This is a genomic window from Streptomyces sp. MUSC 14 (assembly GCF_001866675.1).
Classification (GTDB): domain Bacteria; phylum Actinomycetota; class Actinomycetes; order Streptomycetales; family Streptomycetaceae; genus Streptomyces.
Map to the genome: position 1 here is coordinate 90,872 of NZ_MLYN01000048.1, position 14,967 is coordinate 105,838.

A 14,967-nucleotide genomic window follows, 5' to 3' on the forward strand; every position below is an offset into this window, starting at 1 on the left:
GGCCGACGACCGCATAGGGTTGACAGCCATGACCACCAGCAACACCGGCACCGGTGACATGCAGCCCGAGGTCCGCCAGGAACTGGAGCGGCTGCGCGACAGCATCGACAACATCGACGCGGCCGTCGTCCACCTGCTCGCCGAGCGGTTCAAGGCCACCCAGCAGGTCGGCCGGCTCAAGGCCGTGCACCAGCTGCCGCCCGCCGACCCGGGCCGTGAGACCCGCCAGATCGAGCGGCTGCGCCGCCTCGCCGAGAACGCCAAGCTCGACCCGGCCTTCGCCGAGAAGTTCCTGAACTTCATCATCGCCGAGGTCATCCGCCACCACGAGCGCATCGCCGAGGACACCGCCAACGCCCAGTCCGTGGACGACTGACCCCGGGACACCGGAGCGCCGGCCCCGGTGTCCGGCAGGGCGAGGTCGGGGCGGACCCGTTCGGCTATCCGGACATACACCGCGAACCGGTCTACGCTCTGTCCGCTGTCAGTGCTATCGGGCAGCATGGGCTGCATGTCCGTACTCACGCGCGACGAAGCGCAGCTCCGAGCACAGCTCCTCGACGTCCACCGGTACACGGTCGAACTGGACCTGACGACCGGCGACGAGACCTTCGACTCCCGCACCGCGATCCGCTTCACCGCGCGGTCCGCCGGGGACACGTTCGTCGAGCTGAAGCCCGCAGAGCTGCGCACGGTCACGCTCGACGGACAGCCCCTCGACCCGGAGTCGCTCGCCGACGGCCGGCTGCCGCTGAAGAACCTGACCGCGGGCGAGCACGAACTGCGCGTCGACACGGCCATGCGCTACTCCCGCACGGGCGAGGGCATGCACCGCTTCACCGACCCCAGCGACGGCGAGGCGTACGTCTACACGCAGATGTTCATGGACGACGTCCAGCGTGTCTTCGCCGCCTTCGACCAGCCCGACCTGAAAGCCGTGTTCGAGGTCTCCGTCAGGGCGCCCGAGGGGTGGACCGTCCTCGCCAACGGCGTCGTCGAGCAGCGCGCCGACGGGGTCTGGCAGTCCGCGCCCACCCCGCTGATCTCGACCTACCTGGTCGCCGTCGCCGCCGGCCCCTGGCACTCGGTGCGCACCGAGCACCGCGGACTGCCCTTCGGCATCCACTGCCGCCGCTCCCTCGCGCCGTACCTCGACACCGACGCCGACGAGATCTTCGAGGTCACGCGTGCGTGCTTCGACCGGTACCACGAGAAGTTCGAGGAGCCGTACCCCTTCGACTCCTACGACCAGGCGTTCGTCCCCGAGTTCAACGCGGGCGCGATGGAGAACCCGGGCCTGGTCACCTTCCGCGACGAGTTCGTCTACCGCTCCGCCGTCACCGACACCGAGCGGCAGACCCGCGCCATGGTCATCGCGCACGAGATGGCCCACATGTGGTTCGGCGACCTCGTCACCCTCAAGTGGTGGGACGACATCTGGCTGAACGAGTCCTTCGCCGAGTACATGGGCTACCAGACCACCGCCGAGGCCACCCGGTTCACCGACCCCTGGACCGAGTTCGGCGTCACCCGCAAGACCTGGGGCTACGACGCCGACCAGCGCCCCACCACCCACCCGGTCGCCCCCGAGAACGTCGACGACACCGCCTCCGCGCTGCTCAACTTCGACGGCATCTCCTACGCCAAGGGCGCTTCCGCGCTGCGCCAACTGGCCGCCTGGCTCGGCGAGAAGGACTTCCTCGCCGGCATCAACACCCACTTCGCGCGGCACAAGTTCGGCAACGCCGCCCTCGCCGACTTCATCGACTCCCTCGCCTCCGCCACCGACCGTGACGTCCCCGCCTGGGCCGACAGCTGGCTGCGCACCACCGGCGTCGACACGCTCACCTCCCGGATCGCCTCCGCCGACGGCACCTTCACCCTGACCGTCGACCGCGCGGGCAGCCGCCCGCACCGCCTCACCGTCGGGCTGTACGACCGCGACGTCGCCGACGAGGGCCGCCTGGTGCTGCGCGAGCGCCGCGACCTCGACGTCCCGCAGAGCGAACCGGAGCCCCTCGGCAAGCGCCCCGCGCTGCTCCTGCTCAACGACGGCGACCTCACCTACGCCAAGGTCCGCTTCGACGCCGACTCCTCCGAGGCGCTGCGCACCGGACTGTCCGGCCTGCCCGACCCGCTCTCCCGCGCGGTCGTCTGGAACGCCCTGCGGGACGCCGTGCGCGACGGCGAACTGCCGCCCGCCGCCTACCTGGAGACGGCCCGCGCCCACCTGCCGCGGGAGACCGATCTGGCGCTCGTCCAGGGCGTCCTCGCCTTCGCCTCCGGTCAGATCGCCGACCAGTACCTGAGCGCGCGGGAGCGCCCGGCGGCACTGTCCACCCTCACCTCCCTCTGCCGCGACCTGCTGCGCCGCACCGAGGACGGCGACCACCCCGGCCTGCGGCTGATCGCCGTACGGCATCTGATCGGTGTCGCCGCCCACCCCGACACCATCGCCGCCTGGCTCGCCGACGGCACGGTGCCCGGCGGGCCGGAGACCGACCCCGAGCTGCGCTGGCGGATACTCGCCCGGCTCGCCGTCCTCGGCGCCACCGACGAGGCCACGATCGCCGCCGAGCTGGAGCGCGACCCGAGCGCCACCGGCCAGGAGGGCGCCGCCCGCTGCCGCGCGGCCCTGCCGGACCCGGCGGCCAAGCGCGCGGCCTGGGAGGCCATGTTCACGGGCGACGACCTGTCCAACTACCTCTTCACGGCCACCGCGCAGGGCTTCTGGCAGCCCGAACAGGCCGATCTGGTACGGGAGTACGTGCCGCGCTTCTACCCGGACGCGGTCGCCGTCAGCGCCCGCCGCGGCCCCGCCATCGCGCAGGCGGCCGCCCGCTGGGCCTTCCCGGCACACGCCGTCGACGCCGAGAACGTGACCCTCGGCGAGGCCTGTCTGCGCGACGCCGATCCCACCCCGGCCCTGCGCCGCACCCTCGCCGACCGCCTCGACGACCTCTCCCGCGCCCTGCGCGTGCGCGGCGGGCAGGAGGCGCAGGAGGAGCCCCGCGAGACGGGGGAGGCTCAGGGGGCGTAGGACGGAAGTCCCAGGAGCCCTTGCCGACCGAGGTGCGGTTCGACCCGGCCGACCCGCCCGGTTCGCCGGGGCGAGCGCTCTCCGCCTCGACGCGCAGGCGGGCCGCCCGAGTTGCTCCGGGCGGCCCGAGCGCAGGGCGTACGGCACCTCGTCCCGCGCTCCAGCGCCGTCATCGCCGAGCGCACCGACGAGCCCCATCCCGTGCGCGTCCTGCACGCCATCTCCAGTGGGCGCCGCAGATCCGCGCGGGCACCCGTCCGCGGCGTCCACGCGGGGCCCGGACCGCGCCCGTCCACGAGAACGGCATCGCGGCCGTGGCCGAACGGACCCTGCTCGACGGCGGGCACGAAGGCGCCGTGCACCGGCCGGCCGGACCGCAGCCGATCACCGACGCCGAGCAGGTCGCGGTGGTCGGCGCGGCCGTCGGCCGGGAGCTGACGTTCGTGGCAGGGACCCGGGCGAGGCGGCCCCGGAGGGGTTCCCGCACGTGCCGCCGCAGATGCTCGAACGGCTGCCGCGGACCTTCGCGCGCGCCGTCGGCGCTGCGCGCCGGAGGACACCGGCACGGTCGAGACGCCCACCCGCACCCCGGCCCGCCCCTTCACCGGGGCCCGCGACCACGCCGCGGACTTCGGTGTACGGGCGTGATCTGGTGCGCATGACCCCGCGGGCATAATCCCAACGCATTTTCCCCGCACGGCAGTACCCACTTTCGGGTTCTGATCGTCGGTATTTCGGGACACACGGGCCACTTCCCGTACAAGCTGGAAACCGAAGGCCGGCCCGAGAGCGCCCGAAAGCGGAGGACAGCCGATGCCCGGTGACCACCCTCTGCCCGCCCCGGCCCTCGCTTCGGGCCCCGGGAGAACCGACGGCCCCGCAGCCCTGCGCCCCCTGCTCGCCGCCGTCCTCGACGCGCTCGCGGCCGGTGCCCGGGCGCGGGGCGGGCCGTTGCCCGCCGGGGGACCCGAGGCGGTCGCGGCGCACGTCGCCGACGTGCTCGGGGACGCGCTGCCGGAGCACGGCGATCCCGACGCCCTGCGCACCCTCGTGCAGGTCCTCGCCGAGGGCGCCGCCGACCCGGCCGACCCGCTGTGCGCGGCCCACCTGCAGTGCCCGCCGCTCGCCGTGGCCGCGGCCGCCGACCTCGCGGCGAGCGTGCTCAACCCGTCCCTGGACTCCTGGGACCAGGCTCCGGCCGCCTCCGTCCTGGAAGCCGCGGTCACCCGTGCGCTCGCCCACGCGGCCGGGCTCGCCGACGCCCTCGTCACCACCGGCGGCACCGAGTCCAACCAACTCGCCCTGCTGCTCGCCCGCGAGGCACACGGCGCCGGCGTCCGGCTGGTCTGCGGGACGAACGCCCACCACTCGCTCGCGCGTGCCGCCTGGCTCCTCGGCCTGCCCGATCCGGTCGTCGTCCCCGCCCCGAGCGGCGTCCTCGACCCGGCCGCCCTGGACGCGGCCCTCACCGCGCTTCCCGGCCCGCTGCTGGTCGCCGCCACCGCCGGCACCACCGACGCCGGCCTCATCGACCCGCTCCCCGAGATCGCGGGCCTGTGCGCCGCCCACGGCACCCGGCTGCACATCGACGCCGCCTACGGCGGAGGCCTGTTGTTCAGCGACCGGCACCGCGACCGGCTCTCCGGACTCGAAGCCGCCCACACCGTCACCCTCGACCTGCACAAGCTCGGCTGGCAGCCGGTCGCCGCGGGCCTCCTCGCCCTCGCCCGCCCCGCCGAACTCGCCGCACTGCACCAGCGCGCCGACTACCTGAACGCCGACGACGACGCCGAGGCCGGCCTCCCCGACCTGCTCGGCCGCTCCCTGCGCACCACGCGCCGCCCCGACATCCTCAAGGTCGCCGTCACCCTGAAGACCCTCGGCCGCACCGGACTCGGCGCCCTGGTCGACCAAGTCTGCGCCCACGCACGCGCGTTCGCCGCCCTGGTCGACGCACACCCCGGCTTCGAGCTGTACGACCGGCCGGTGATCAGCACGGTGCTGTTCCGGCCGGCGGCAGCCGGCGACGACGCAGTGGCCGCCGTCCGCCGCTGGCTGCTGCACGAGGGCCGGGCCGTCCTCGGGCGGGCCCGGGTCGACGGCCGGCTCTGGCTCAAGGCCACCTTCCTCAACCCCCGTACCCGGCCGGACGACCTGACCCGGCTGCTGGAACTCACACAAGCCCGCCCGGCGAACCCCGCAGAAGCCGGTCGGACGGAACCCGCAGAAGAAGGCACTCCCGCATGAGCAACCCCCCACGCCACGAGCCCGACTCCCCCCGCGACCTCGTCGGCATCGGCATCGGCCCCTGCAACCTCTCCCTGGCCGCGCTCGCCGACCCGCTCGCCGAACTCGACGCCGTGTTCTACGAACAGCGCCCGGGCTTCGACTGGCACCCCGGCCTGCTCATCGAGGGCGCCACCATCCAAGTCCCGTTCCTCGCCGACCTGGTGACCCTGGCCGACCCCACCAGCCCCTGGAGCTTCCTGAGCTTCCTGCGGTCCCGCGAACGGCTCTTCCCCTTCTACTTCGCCGAGCGCTTCCACATCCAGCGCGCCGAGTACGACGCCTACTGCCGCTGGGTCGCGCAGAACCTGTCGGGGCTGTCCTTCCGCCACCAGGTCGACTCGGTGCGCTGGAACCCCGAACGGGACGTGTTCGAGGTCGACTTCGCCCAGCTCGACGCCGAGGGCGAAGCCGAGGCCCTGGGCCGTACGTACACGCGCAACATCGTCCTCGGCGTCGGCACCGCACCCCATGTGCCCGACGCGCTCAAGCCGTTGGTGGACGCCCCGGGGGTGCCGATCGTCCACGCCGCCGACTACCTGGACCACCGCGCCGCCGTCCTGGCCGCCGAACACGTCACCGTCGTCGGCTCCGGACAGTCCGGCGCCGAGGTCTTCCTCGACCTGCTGCGCCACCGCCCGGCGGGCCGCGAGCGGCTGCACTGGATCGGCCGCAGTGAGGCGTTCGCGCCGATGGAGTACTCCAAGCTGGGCCTGGAGCACTTCACCCCCGACTACACGCGCTACTTCCACGCCCTCGCCGAGCCAGTCCGCGACCGGCTGATCGCCGCCCAGTGGCAGCTGCACAAGGGCATCGACGCGGGCACCCTCGCCGCCATCCACGACGAGCTGTACCGGCGCACCCTGCACGGCGGCTGGCCGGACGCCGTGCTCACCCCCGGCGTCCGGGTCCGCACGGCCGGCCGGATCGCGACCACCCAGGTCGAACTCCATTTGGAACACCTCCAGCAGGGCACCCGCACCCGGCTCACCACCGGCGCCGTCGTCCTCGCCACCGGCTACCGGGAGCGCCCGCTCGACCGCATCCTCGCCGGCCTCGACCCCTACATGCGCCGCGACAGCAGCGAACGCCCGCGCATCGACGAGGAGTTCCGGCTCGTCCTGGACCCGTCCGTGACCGGCTCGGTCTACGTCCAGAACGCCGAGCTGCACACCCACGGCGTCGGCGCGCCCGATCTCGGCCTCGCCGCCTGGCGCAGCGCCACCATCCTCAACTCGCTCACCGGGAAGAACCCTTACCCGCTGGCCGAGCGAACCGCCTTCACCACCTTCGGACTTCAGGAGGGCCTGCCGCGGGTGCCGCAGGCCCGGGAGGCCGTCCGGCAGCTGACGCCCCTCGCCGACGGAAGGTGAGAAGCCCGCAGGGCCGGAAGAACTCCGGCGACGGCGTTGTTGGCGGTTTCCATGACCACGACATGGATCGCCGCCCACCGCACCGCCGTCATCGACCCCGACGAGGACTTCGCGCTCTTCCGGAGCCGGGGCTTCACCGACCAGACCGTACGACAGACCCTGCGGCTGGCCGGAGGAGGTGAGGCGGTACGGATCACCCTCAGCAACCGTTACGGCAAGGAGCCACTGGAGATCGGCGGCGCGCATCTTCGGGGCGACGGGATCGACACCCCGCTCACCTTCGACGGGACCGGGACCGTCACGGTCCCGGTCGGCGGGGACCTCGTCTCCGACCCGGTCGAGCGGCCCGTCGCCGCGGGCCACGTGCTCACGGTCGGCCTCTATCTGCCCGGTGACACCGGCTTGACGACCTTCTCCGCGGTGCCGTACGACAGCGGCCGGGCGGCCCCCGGCGACCAGCTGACCGCACGGACCCTGCGGGACGCCGAGGAGGTGCCCACCGGGCACTTCGGGATCGGCGCCGACGTGCGCGCGCCCGAGGGCACCCGGATCGCGGTCGCCTTCGGGGACTCCTGGATCGAGGGCGCGGCCACCACGCCCGGTCTCGACAACAGCTTCCCCTCCCAGCTGGGCCGCCGGCTGCCCCGCGGCTGGATCGTCAACCAGGGCATCTCCGGCAACCGCCTGCTGACCGACCAGATCGGCGCGCACCTCCTCGCCCGCGTCGACCGGGACGTCCTCGCGGTGCCGGGCGTGAGCCACGTCCTGATCCACATCGGCCTCAACGACCTCGGCCTGCCGGGCCACATCGCCTTTCCCGAGCCCGGCGAGCCCCCCACGGCCGACGCGCTCATCGCCGGACTCACCGCCCTCGCCGACCGGCTGCACGCCGCCGGGCTGACCGTCGTCGGCTCCACCATCGGCCCGTACCGCGGCGCGGTCTACGACGGCTACGACAGCGAGGCCGGGCAGGCCGTCCGCCGCGAGGTCAACGCCTGGCTGCTGGGGGAGGAGCACCCCTTCGACGGCATCCTGGACGTCGCCGCCGCCGTCGCGGACCCGGCCGAACCCGACCGGATCCGCGAGGAGTTCGACAGCGGTGACGGACTGCACGTCAACGACGTCGGCGCGAAGGCCATCGCCGAGGCCGCCGAGCTGTCCCTGCTGAGGCTCTAGCGATTCCGGAAGCCCTGCCGGCCTTCCCGCAGAGAAATTCGCTCATCGGAGCGAGTGACCGCACAATTCAACACTTGTCAACGGCCCTTTACCCAAAGGTTGTTGAGTGGTCATGTGGGGCCGATTCCCTACCGGCGGGTAAGGCCTAGGCTCGAGGTATGCGCCGAGCAAAGATCGTCTGTACTCTGGGGCCCGCCACCGACTCGTACGACCAGATCAAGGCACTGGTCGAGGCCGGAATGGACGTCGCCCGCCTCAACCTCAGTCACGGCACGCACGCCGATCACGAGGAGCGCTATCAGCGCGTGCGAAAGGCGGCCGACGAGACCGGCCGCAGCGTCGGAATTCTCGCCGACCTTCAAGGTCCGAAGATCCGGCTCGGTCACTTCGGCGAGGGACCCGTACTCCTTGAACGCGGCGACGAGTTCACCATCACCGTCGAGGAGGGCGTCGCGGGCGACCGCCACCGGTGCGGCACCACCTACGCCGGCCTCGCCGCCGACGTCACTCCCGGTGAGCGCGTCCTCGTCGACGACGGCAGGGTCTGCCTGGAGGTCACCGCCGTCGACGGCCCGTGCGTGCGTACCCGGGTCGTCGAGGGCGGCATGGTCTCCGACCACAAGGGGCTGAACCTCCCCGGCGTCGCCGTCTCCGTCCCCGCCCTCTCCACGAAGGACGAGGACGACCTGCGCTGGGCGCTGCGCACCGGCGTCGACGTCATCGCCCTGTCCTTCGTGCGCAGCGGCAGGGACGCCGCGGACGTGCACCGCATCATGGCCGAGGAGGGCCGCCGCCTCCCGGTGATCGCCAAGGTGGAGAAGCCGCAGGCGGTCGAGAACCTCGACGAGATCGTCGCCGCCTTCGACGGGATCATGGTCGCGCGCGGCGACCTGGGCGTGGAGATGCCGCTGGAACAGGTGCCGATCGTGCAGAAGCGCGCGGTCAAGCTCGCCCGGCGCAACGCCAAGCCGGTCATCGTCGCCACCCAGATGCTCGACTCGATGATCGAGAACTCCCGCCCGACCCGTGCCGAGGCCTCCGACGTGGCCAACGCCGTCCTCGACGGCACGGACGCGGTGATGCTCTCCGGCGAGACCAGCGTCGGCAGGTACCCGGTCGAGACCGTGCGCACCATGGCGAAGATCGTGGAGGCGGCCGAGGAGGACATGCTCGCGGCGGGCCTGCCCCCGCTGACCGAGAGCAACAAGCCGCGCACCCAGGGCGGCGCGGTCGCCCGGGCCGCCGCCGAGATGGGCGACTTCCTCGGCGCGAAGTTCCTGGTCGCGTTCACGCAGTCGGGAGACACCGCCCGCCGGCTGTCCCGCTACCGCTCGCCCATTCCGCTGCTCGCGTTCACGCCGGAGCCGGCCACCCGCTCCCAGCTCAGCTTCACCTGGGGCGCGGAGACGTTCCTCGGCCCGCACGTCGACTCCACCGACGCCATGGTCGACCAGGTGGACGAGCTGCTCCTGAAGTACGGCCGCTGCCGCACGGGCGACGTCGTGGTGATCACGGCCGGCTCCCCGCCCGGGGTCTCCGGCTCGACCAACATGGTCCGGGTTCATCACATCGGTGAGGACGACAGCCCGAAGTAGTCACGGGTGAGACGAAGCAGGTGACACGAAAAGGGCCCCTCGGTCGAGGGGCCTTCATCTGTCTCTGTACTGACCTTGGGATCCAAGGAAAAGTGCCCCGGGTCGGACTCGAACCGACACTGTACGGGTTTTGAATCCGTTGCCTGCTGCCAATTGGGCTACCGGGGCTCGCAGAATCCAAGGTTTCCCCCGACCCTCCGCGCGTCCACCATACCGTAGCTAGGTAGGCTCTTGTCAGCAGTACCCCTGCCCTGAACGAGGAGCCCCCGTGACCGCCGAGTCGCCCCAGCCCGTAGACGCGCCCGACGACGACAAGTCGCACGTGCCTCCGCTGACGACCCGAGTCGTCATCGCCGAGGACGAGGCCCTGATCCGGCTCGACCTGAAAGAGATGCTCGAAGAAGAGGGGTACACGGTCGTCGGCGAGGCCGGAGACGGCGAGCAGGCCGTCGAGCTGGCCCGCGAGCACAGGCCGGACCTGGTCATCCTGGACGTGAAGATGCCCAAGCTGGACGGCATCTCCGCGGCAGAGAAGATCGCCGAGGAGTCCATCGCGCCGGTCCTCATGCTCACCGCCTTCTCCCAGCGCGACCTCGTGGAGCGCGCCCGGGACGCCGGTGCCATGGCGTACCTGGTCAAGCCGTTCAGCAAGAGCGACGTCGTGCCGGCGATCGAGATGGCCGTCTCCCGCTTCACCGAGCTGAAGCAGCTGGAGCAGGAGGTCGCCGACCTCACCCAGCGCCTGGAGACCCGCAAGCTCGTCGACCGCGCGAAGTCCGTCCTCCAGACCGAGTACGGCCTGACCGAGCCGGCCGCCTTCCGCTGGATCCAGAAGACCTCCATGGACCGCCGCATGTCGATGCAGCAGGTCGCGGAGGCGGTGATCGCGGACAGCGAGGAGAAGAAGGCGGGCAAGAAGGGCTGAGCCCACCGCTCGTACGGCGAGGCCCGTGCCCCGGAGAAGAGGGGCACGGGCCTCGCCGTCGCCCTGGTCAGTCCTCGCCCAGGTACGCCTTGCGCACCGACTCGTCGTGCAGCAGGTCCTGCCCGGTTCCGGACAGCACGATCGTGCCGACCTCCATCACATGGCCCTGGTCGGCCAGCGAGAGCGCGGCCTGCGCGTTCTGTTCGACCAACAGGATCGTCGTGCCCTGGGACTTCAGCTCGGCGATCGTCGCCATGATCTTCTGCATCATGATCGGCGAGAGCCCCATCGACGGCTCGTCCAGCATCAGCAGCTTCGGCTGCGACATCAGCGCCCTGCCCATCGCCAGCATCTGCTGCTCACCGCCGGAGAGGGTGCCCGCGGCCTGCTTCCTGCGCTCCCCGAGGATGGGGAAGAGGTCGTAGGCGCGCTGGATGTCCTTCTCGATGCCCGGCTTGTCGCTGCGCAGGAACGCGCCGAGGCGCAGATTGTCCTCGATCGTCATGCGCGGGAAGATGTGCCGCCCCTCGGGGGAGTGGGCGAGGCCCAGCGCGACGATCTGATGGGCCGGGACCTTCTTCAACGACTTGCCGTTGAACCGGATCTGGCCGCCGACCGGCTTCAGCAGCCCGGAGAGCGTGCGCAGCGTGGTGGTCTTGCCGGCGCCGTTGGTGCCGATGAGGGTGACCACCTGACCGGCCTCGACCGTGAACGAGATGCCCTTGACGGCCTCGATCTTGCCGTAGGCGACCCTCAGGTCCTCGACTTCGAGCAGTGCGGTCATCGGTCGTTCTCCTTGCCGGGCGCGGCGTCGGTCGGGTTCTCGGCGTCCGCCGCGGCCGCTTCGGCGGACTCGGTCGCCTCGGCCGACTCGGTCCCGGCCGCCGCCTCCGCGGCCTCGACCTCGGCCACCTCCGCCTCGCCGGGCGCGTCCTCGAAGGGCTCGCCGAGGTAGGCCGCGACCACGCGCTCGTCGCCCTGGACGGTCGCGCTGTCGCCCTCGACCAGCTTCTCGCCCTGCACCAGGACGGCCACCCGGTCGCAGAGGTTGAAGATGAAGCGCATGTCGTGCTCGATGACGAGGACGGCGATGCCCTGGTCCCGGATGGCGAAGACCAGTTCCTCGGTGGCCCGGGTCTCCTGCGGGTTCATGCCGGCCGTCGGCTCGTCGAGCAGCAGCAGACCGGGCTCGCTGGCCAGGGCGCGGGCGATCTCCAGCTTGCGCTGCTCGCCGTACGGGAGGTTGCGGGCGAGGTGCTCGGCCTTGCGGTCCAGGCCCACGAACCGGAGCAGTTCCATGGCCCGTTCGCGCGAGGCGGCCTCGGCGCGGTGGAAGCCCGGTCCGCGCAGCAGCGCGGACCACAGGCCCTCCCTGGTGCGGGTGTGCCGGCCGACGAGGACGTTCTCCAGCACGGTCATGTTGGCGAACAGCCGGATGTTCTGGAAGGTGCGGGCGATGCCGGCCGCGGTGACCTTGAAGGACTTCGGCGGCAGCACCTGGTCGCGGTAGCGGACCTCGCCCTCGGTGGGCACGTACAGGCCGGTCAGACAGTTGAAGAAGGTCGTCTTGCCGGCGCCGTTGGGACCGATCAGGCCGACGATCTCGCCGCTGTTGACGGTCAGGTCCACATTGCGTACGGCGGTCAGACCGCCGAAGCGCATGGTCACGCCGCGGGCGTCGAGGACGACCTGGCCGGGGGCGGGTGCGCCGGGGGCGGCGTCCTGCGTGGTGGTGTCGGTGGTCATCGTGGTCAGGCCCCTGCCTTGCTGAGGACGGCGGGCGTCTCGGACTCTTCGTGGAACTCCAGCTGGCGGCGCCGGTTCGGGATGAGCCCCTCCGGGCGGAAGCGCATCAGCAGGATGAGGGTGACGCCGAACGCGAAGAGCTGGTAGTCGCCCAGGAACTGGAGCTTGGCCGGGATCAGGTACAGCAGGGACGCGCCGACCAGCGGACCGGAGATGGTGCCCATGCCGCCGAGGACCACCGCGGCCAGCAGGAAGGCCGAGTTGGGCGGCACGGCGTAGGCGAACTGGTACTGCTCCGGGGTCACCGTGTACGTGACGTGACCCTGGACGGAACCGGAGAGCCCGGCCAGGCAGGCGCCGAGCGCGAAGGCGATGAGCTTGACCCGGAAGCCGTTGATGCCCATGGCGAGCGCGGCGGTCTCGTCCTCGCGGATGGCGACCCAGGCGCGGCCGATACGGGAGTCGCTGCTGCGCCGGAACACCACGACCACCACGAGCGTGATGACCAGCATCAGCAGCAGGTAGTTGGCGAACCGGCCGATGGTGGTGCCGAGGATCTGGTGCTGCGCGCCGAAGTCGAAGCCGAGGATGTTCAGGTTCGGGATCGAGGAGATGCCGTTGGAGCCGTTGGTGACGTCCGGGCCCGAGGTGCCGTCCATGTTGAGGACGGTGATCCGGAAGATCTCACCGAAGCCGAGCGTCACGATGGCGAGGTAGTCGCCGCGCAGCCGCAGGGTCGGGGCGCCGATGATGACGCCGAAGATCATGGCCACGACCGCGCCGAGCAGCGCCGAGGCCCAGAACGGCCAGTGCACGTGCAGCGGCGAGGACGGCGAACCGGAGACCAGGGCCGCGGTGTAGGCGCCGACACCGAGGAAGGCGACGTAACCGAGGTCGAGGAGGCCGGCGAGGCCGACGACGATGTTCAGGCCCAGCGCGACGGTCGCGAAGATCAGGATGTAGACGCCGATCGTCGCGTACTGGTCGCTGGTCTGGGTGAACGGGAAGGCCGCGGCGGCGACGAAGGCGCCGATCATGGTGATGTTCCGGTGCTTCGCGGTGATCGCCGAGACACGGGCCACGAGCCCGGCCTTGGAGACCGCGGCGAAACCGAAGCCGGCGGTGATCAGGAAGCCGACGAACAACTCGTCGTACGCCGTGCCGACGCCGTAGCTGAAGACGGTCAGTCCCACGGCCATGACGGCGACGATGACGAGGATCTCGGCCCAGGAGGGCAGGGGGCGGGCCGGGGCCGGGGTGTCGGCGGCGAAGGCCGCGCGGAACGTGTTCCAGCGCTGGCGGTTGTTGTGCCTGAGCAGCTCCCAGCCGGTGTCGTCCGGGTCGACCGGGTCCGGCTCCGGCCGCGTGAACGGCAGGGCCAGCGCGCCGGTCAGGGCGGCCAGCGTGGCGATCGCGACGACGACGCCGCCCGGGTCCAGGTTCACCAGGCCGCCGAGTTCCACGCTGATGGCGATGACGGTGTACCAGGCGGCGCCGAAGGTGCCGAGCGCGGCCATCTTCACCGCGGCGTCGGCGCTGCCGGGCGCCAGCGCGCGCACGCCCCGTACCCCGTAGGAGGCGAGGCCGAACAGGGTGGTGAGGACGCCGCCGATCAGGACGAGGACCTGGAGGCCGCCCGGGTAGCCGTAGACGGTGAGGTCGCCGGGGAAGTCGGTGGTCCAGGTCCAGGACAGGAAGGTGGACGCGATCGTGAGGACGCCGCCGCCGGTGGCCAGGGCCCGGCCGAGCGATGCCGGAAGGCCGACGAGACCGGCGTGGGCGACCGCGGGGGTGCCCGAAGTCTCCGGGGTTCCGGGGGACTTGGGGGACTCGGACGGTGAGGTCTGTGTGGTCATCGCTGTCACGCCCTGTCCGCGACGCGCTCGCCGAGCAGGCCCTGTGGCCTGAACAGCAGCACGAGGATGAGGAGTACGAACGCCCAGACGTCTGCCCAGGACTGGCTGCCGAACTTGTCCATACCGGGGATGTCCGAGATGTAGGCGGTGGACAGGGCCTCGGCCACACCGAGGACGAGGCCGCCGAGCATGGCGCCGTAGATGTTGCCGATGCCGCCGAGGACGGCCGCGGTGAAGGCCTTCAGGCCGAGGAGGAAGCCCATCTTGAAGTCGATCTGGCCGTACTTGAGGCCGTAGGCCACGCCTCCGACGGCGGCGAAGGCGGCGCCGAGGGCGAACGCGATCACGATGATGCGGTCGGTGTTGACGCCCATCAGCCGCGCGGTGTCCGGATCCTGGGCGGTGGCCTGCATGCCGCGGCCGGTACGCGTGCGCATCACGAAGTAGGCGAGGAACGCCATGCTGAGCGGGGCCGCGACCACCAGGAAGATGTCACCGGTCTGGATCGTGACGCTGCCGATGTTGAACGGGCCGCCCGGGATGGTGGGGAACGTGCGGGCGGACTTCGCCTGCGGGTACCAGGCCCACACCGCCTGCTGGAGTGCCAGGGACAGACCGATGGCGGTGATGAGGGGCGCGAGGCGCGGCGCGGTGCGCAGCGGGCGGTAGGCGAAGCGTTCCGCCCCGACGGCGACGGCGACGGAGACCAGGACGGCGCCGATCAGCATCAGCGGCAGGGCCACCCACATCGAGGTGCCGTCGGGAAGAATGTAGACGTAGACCGTGAGCGCGCCGAACGCGCCGGTCATGAAGATCTCGCCGTGGGCGAAGTTGATGAGCTGGACGATGCCGTAGACCATGGTGTAGCCGATGGCGACCAGCCCGTACATGGATCCAAGTAGCAGGCCGTTGACCAGCTGCTGCGGCAGTTCGTTCACCGCATGTCCTCCGAGAGGTTCGGACGTTCGAC

General features: G+C 71.5%; 11 protein-coding genes and 1 tRNA gene. 7 read left to right on the top strand and 5 right to left on the bottom strand.

Translation table 11 applies throughout. The features are described 5' to 3' along the window. The first annotated feature begins 28 nt into the window (after nt 1-28). The 6 genes from BIV25_RS29430 (at nt 29) to pyk (ending at nt 9,470) form a co-directional block, all read left to right on the top strand. Nucleotides 29-376, top strand: a complete 348-nt coding sequence (locus tag BIV25_RS29430; RefSeq protein ID WP_071375481.1) for a chorismate mutase — start codon at nt 29-31, stop codon at nt 374-376. A 135-nt stretch (nt 377-511) separates the two neighbouring features. Further along, complete coding sequence (pepN, locus tag BIV25_RS29435) at nt 512-3,040, top strand: aminopeptidase N (RefSeq protein ID WP_071375525.1); 2,529 nt, start codon at nt 512-514, stop codon at nt 3,038-3,040. A gap of 813 nt (nt 3,041-3,853) precedes the next feature. Continuing rightward, nucleotides 3,854-5,287: an aminotransferase class V-fold PLP-dependent enzyme gene (locus BIV25_RS29440; protein ID WP_071375482.1), complete on the top strand. Its 1,434-nt coding sequence runs from the start codon at nt 3,854-3,856 to the stop codon at nt 5,285-5,287. Continuing rightward, nucleotides 5,284-6,699: a lysine N(6)-hydroxylase/L-ornithine N(5)-oxygenase family protein gene (locus BIV25_RS29445; protein WP_071375483.1), complete on the top strand. Its 1,416-nt coding sequence runs from the start codon at nt 5,284-5,286 to the stop codon at nt 6,697-6,699. The genes BIV25_RS29440 and BIV25_RS29445 overlap by 4 nt, the downstream gene beginning before the upstream one ends. Nucleotides 6,700-6,750: 51 nt before the next feature. Continuing rightward, nucleotides 6,751-7,875, top strand: coding sequence for a GDSL-type esterase/lipase family protein (locus BIV25_RS29450; RefSeq protein ID WP_071375484.1), 1,125 nt, complete (start codon nt 6,751-6,753; stop codon nt 7,873-7,875). Nucleotides 7,876-8,033: 158 nt separating this feature from the next. Then, nucleotides 8,034-9,470 (top strand): pyruvate kinase, encoded by a 1,437-nt coding sequence (gene pyk, locus BIV25_RS29455; protein ID WP_071375485.1) that lies wholly within the window; start codon nt 8,034-8,036, stop codon nt 9,468-9,470. 93 nt (nt 9,471-9,563) lie between these two features. Here pyk and BIV25_RS29460 read toward each other — a convergent pair. Continuing rightward, a tRNA-Leu gene (locus BIV25_RS29460) sits at nt 9,564-9,638 on the bottom strand. A 100-nt stretch (nt 9,639-9,738) separates the two neighbouring features. On the opposite strand from BIV25_RS29460, the gene BIV25_RS29465 reads away from it, so the two are divergent. Next, complete coding sequence (locus BIV25_RS29465; protein ID WP_071375486.1) at nt 9,739-10,395, top strand: ANTAR domain-containing response regulator; 657 nt, start codon at nt 9,739-9,741, stop codon at nt 10,393-10,395. A gap of 67 nt (nt 10,396-10,462) precedes the next feature. On the opposite strand, the gene BIV25_RS29470 is transcribed toward BIV25_RS29465, so the two are convergent. From BIV25_RS29470 to BIV25_RS29485, 4 genes are read right to left on the bottom strand one after another with little or no spacing between them, the layout of a single operon-like run. Then, a complete protein-coding gene (locus tag BIV25_RS29470) occupies nt 10,463-11,179 on the bottom strand; it encodes an ABC transporter ATP-binding protein (protein WP_071375487.1) in 717 nt (238 codons plus the stop codon). Next, nucleotides 11,176-12,141, bottom strand: coding sequence for an ABC transporter ATP-binding protein (locus BIV25_RS29475; protein ID WP_071375488.1), 966 nt, complete (start codon nt 12,139-12,141; stop codon nt 11,176-11,178). Before BIV25_RS29475 ends, BIV25_RS29470 begins: the two co-directional genes overlap by 4 nt. Before the next feature lie 5 nt (nt 12,142-12,146). Continuing rightward, nucleotides 12,147-13,997, bottom strand: coding sequence for a branched-chain amino acid ABC transporter permease (locus BIV25_RS29480; protein WP_071375489.1), 1,851 nt, complete (start codon nt 13,995-13,997; stop codon nt 12,147-12,149). Nucleotides 13,998-14,002: 5 nt separating this feature from the next. Continuing rightward, nucleotides 14,003-14,935, bottom strand: a complete 933-nt coding sequence (locus BIV25_RS29485) for a branched-chain amino acid ABC transporter permease (protein ID WP_071375490.1) — start codon at nt 14,933-14,935, stop codon at nt 14,003-14,005. Between the last annotated feature and the right edge of the window lie 32 nt (nt 14,936-14,967).